The sequence below is a fragment of the Candidatus Poribacteria bacterium genome (genome assembly GCA_021295715.1).
Classification (GTDB): domain Bacteria; phylum Poribacteria; class WGA-4E; order WGA-4E; family WGA-3G; genus WGA-3G.
Genome location: JAGWBV010000160.1, coordinates 1 through 3,518 on the forward strand (window position 1 = coordinate 1; position 3,518 = coordinate 3,518).

Consider the following 3,518-nt stretch of genomic DNA (forward strand, 5'->3'; position numbering starts at 1 on the left):
GGGTTGGACAAAAGTGATTCTTTCTATTGACTACTGGGCAATTCGGCGATGAGGTATAAGGGAACTTCTTCACACAGATGATCTCAACGACATGCCCTCACAAGCCGGACTCGTAGAATCAGACGAAGACACGTTTTTTGCAAACGTCACACCGAAGAGCTGGGATGATGTGAAACCGCTCGACTTAAGTGGCATGCCTACCTTTAGCAGTGGCACCGCGTGGGGAGATGTCGTGCTCGGCGGTGCCTTCCCGGATTTGGTCTACCATCCGATTTTTCTACCGCGTTTGCCGGAGCCAGTTTGGATATCTTGCTGCTGTTTCTATTCAACCTTATCTTCTTTATGCGCTATGATGTGTGAGTCTTTTGAACTTCCACCGCCAGCAGCACCACAAGCCAGTGGGACGCAAATGCTTACAACGGCACAACCCCGGCATATTTAACACCAGTTAGATAAGCGACATCTCGCTCCCATGTCGTCAAATCGTCGGCGTTGAACTGATTCAAATGGGTATGCCCACACGCACGTGCTAACACCTGCATGAGGGACACAGACGCACCGAGAAACCGATTCAAACGTTCCGCTGCGGCTTCCACCTTGAGTCGAGAACGCAAATGCTCTTTCTGTGTCGCGATACCAACGGGACAGTTGTTGGTGTGGCAGGCACGCATCCCGATACAACCGATTGCCTGCATCGCTGAATTCGCAACCGCGACTCCATCTGCGCCGAGTGCCAACGCTTTGGCGAAATCAGCCGCTGTTCGCAAACCGCCAGTAATAATAAGCGTGACATCGCTGTTGCCCGTTTCGTCGAGGTATTTTCGTGCTCGTGCTAAGGCTGGCATCGTTGGGACTGAGATGTTATCTCGGAATAGAAGCGGTGCGGCTCCAGTGCCACCACCGCGACCGTCTAAGATAATATAGTCCACGCCGACGTGAAGGGCGGCTTCAATATCCTTCTCGATATGCTGCGCGGAGAGCTTAAACCCGATCGGAATGCCGCCTGTCTCCTTCCGTACCAATTCAGCAAACTTCGCAAAGTCGTCAAGCGTTTCCCAGTCCGGAAACCGCGCAGGTGAGATTGCGGGTTCACCCGGCTGCAACCCACGGACTGCGGCTATCTCGTCTGTTACCTTGTTGCCGGGGAGATGTCCGCCTGTTCCCGTTTTCGCGCCTTGTCCACCCTTGAAATGGAATGCCTGCGCGTGTTCCAGTTTGTCGTAAGAAAATCCGAACCGAGCGGAGGCGAGTTCGTAAAAGTAGCGACTGTTTGCTTGCGCTTCTGCCAGCAGCATACCCCCTTCGCCGGAGCAGATGCCTGTTCCCGCCATCTCCGCGCCCTTCGCTAATGCGGTTTTCGCTTCAGCCGACAGCGCACCGAAACTCATATCGGAGACAAAGATCGGGATATCAAGTTTTAACGGTTTCTTCGCTCGCGGACCGATAACCAACTCCGTCCCGACCGGTTCGTCATCAAGGTGTGGTGTTTTGTGGAGTTGCGCAACAACAAACTGAAGCGCATCCCAATTCGGCAAATCCTCCCGAAGTACACCCATCGCCTCAGTTTGACCGTGGGGTCCAACTTTACTCAGTCCGTGACGTGCCAATTCCTGAATTTGGACGACGTAGGGTTCTTCTGGGGTGCCGTGGATGTCTTGATACGTCCCTTGATACTCATCCCGGTGATAAGGTTGTGGGTTCTGACTTTCCCATTCTCGTATCTCGTCTTCGTCGACATAGACAGCGTTGTCCTCTATCCATGCGTTAAATTTGGCGAGACGTTCCGTGTTCTGATATTCACTGACACCAGTATCATAACGGTAATCCCAGTAATGAACGCCACATATTAGGTTTTTGCCGTCAACATAACCGTCTGCAAGCAAAGCCCCACGGTGATGGCATCTTCCATAAAGCACAGAAACTTCGTTGTCATACCGGATGACCACGAGATCGACGTTCGCGACGAGGGCATAAGCCAGCTCGCGATCATTGAGTTCGCTGAGATCAGCGATCTTTGTTTTCGTCATTTTTGCAAGACTAATTCAGGACGCTCCACGTCAATGAATGGTATTATAGTAAGAAGCCAGACTATCAGTAGCTTTGACCCTGAAGACGATAGACAGTTCCAAATTAGCCCGTCCTCCTATTCACTTTCCAGATATGTTTCATTGATATAGCGCGAAATCAATTCAATTTCTTCTTCTTCAAGGTAAAGCCCAATCTCTATCATCCGTGTTATGAGTTCGATTGTTTCCGCTTCAGAGCGAGGTGGATAGTCTTCAACGTCAGTGATCGGATGACATTGAGAGCATCTGTCCTCAAAGAGAGCTTGCGCTTCTACTGCGTCATAAGTGTCGATTTCCGTTATATCCGTTTCATCTTCTACGTCCATTTCCATGGTGAAAGTTGCGATTTGGGCAGCTGCTCTCGCCTCATCCACACGCATCTGTTCTTGCCGTTGTTGCCGAACCGATGTCTGAATGTCTGGCGTAATCGCGATGAGATACGCTGAGACGGTCCACTCCTCTTCTATATGAATAGGTTCACCGATCATCGGCTTTATCGCCATGCGATTCACGAGACGGACCCAATCCGTGGGGGTGCGTGGTTTTGCAAGAATGGTGCGTAGGTCATGGCAGACAACGCATTTGCGCTGTAACACATGCTGGCCCTCCCGCAATTTCCGTTTTGATGCGAGTTCGTCGAGTGGTGCTTCTGTTGGCAATCCAGCGTTTTCAAGCAACTTACGGGTTCGCGCGATACCCTCCTCACTGAATGCCATTGTCTGTGTTCGCAATGCGGCCTCTCGGAATGTAAACGGTACTGACAATCCAATCAATAGATAAGTGCAAATCAGCAGGGTCGTACCGATATACGGCATGGCTTCCTCAAAGTGTCGGAAAAACCGGAGAATGGCAATTTTGATGAGGATTAACACACCGATGGTGATACCGAGCATCAGATGCGCGACGGTTCGAGGCGGTAGTTCGACTTGGTAATTCCACAAGCGTGGCACCATGTGCCACATCATAAAGACATAGAGGATCGCATACGCGTAGCCGATGAGTCGATGGAGCAGCATCAAGGACGGTGGAGCGGCACTTGTATGTGTCTCTTTGTCGAATGGGTAACCCCATAGTTTAAACATTAAAAAGACGGAGGCGTTTGCGAGTCCCAGAAAAATGAGACCCAAGATTGCACTCGTTGAAGTAGACATTTTAAACGTTCCTTGCGGGTAAGTGAAGTGGTTTGTCTCTTGATAGTTTCCGTGTTCGAGTTGAAGAAACACCGGATTTAGTCTACGAATAGACTAAATCCGTTCCTTGTATTACATTGAAAAACCCTGTACTGTTGTTGCAGGCTTGGTTTTTTGGTGCTATGCCGTGTAGATCCTTATTTCAGTTGCGACCTCACCAGAAACCTGCGCCTAAGCGGCGCAGAGCGCAGTCGAGGATCCCATAAATTAAAAACCTTCCTACGTTTCCAAAGTGGGACGATTTAATCGCGAATGATAGGGG

General features: G+C 50.3%; 3 protein-coding genes. 1 reads left to right on the forward strand and 2 read right to left on the reverse strand.

All coding sequences use genetic code 11. From position 1 onward, the window contains the following. Positions 1–91 precede the first annotated feature (91 nt). Positions 92–442 carry a hypothetical protein gene (locus tag J4G07_22305; protein ID MCE2416717.1) on the forward strand — a complete coding sequence of 117 codons (351 nt, stop codon included), beginning with the start codon at positions 92–94 and terminating at the stop codon, positions 440–442. Here J4G07_22305 and J4G07_22310 read toward each other — a convergent pair. Together J4G07_22310 and J4G07_22315 are read right to left on the reverse strand one after the other, a co-directional pair. Beyond that, complete coding sequence (locus J4G07_22310) at positions 414–2,027, reverse strand: Rieske 2Fe-2S domain-containing protein (protein MCE2416718.1); 1,614 nt, start codon at positions 2,025–2,027, stop codon at positions 414–416. The genes J4G07_22305 and J4G07_22310 overlap by 29 nt on opposite strands. Before the next feature lie 116 nt (positions 2,028–2,143). Next, on the reverse strand, positions 2,144–3,217 hold the full coding sequence (locus J4G07_22315) for a hypothetical protein (protein ID MCE2416719.1): 1,074 nt from the start codon (positions 3,215–3,217) through the stop codon (positions 2,144–2,146). Positions 3,218–3,518: the final 301 nt, after the last annotated feature.

Coding starts and splice junctions, on each gene's coding strand:
- J4G07_22305 (MCE2416717.1), top strand. CDS start 92: ATGCCCTCACAAGCCGGACTCGTAGAATCAGACGAAGACACGTTTTTT.
- J4G07_22310 (MCE2416718.1), bottom strand. CDS start 2,027: ATGACGAAAACAAAGATCGCTGATCTCAGCGAACTCAATGATCGCGAG.
- J4G07_22315 (MCE2416719.1), bottom strand. CDS start 3,217: ATGTCTACTTCAACGAGTGCAATCTTGGGTCTCATTTTTCTGGGACTC.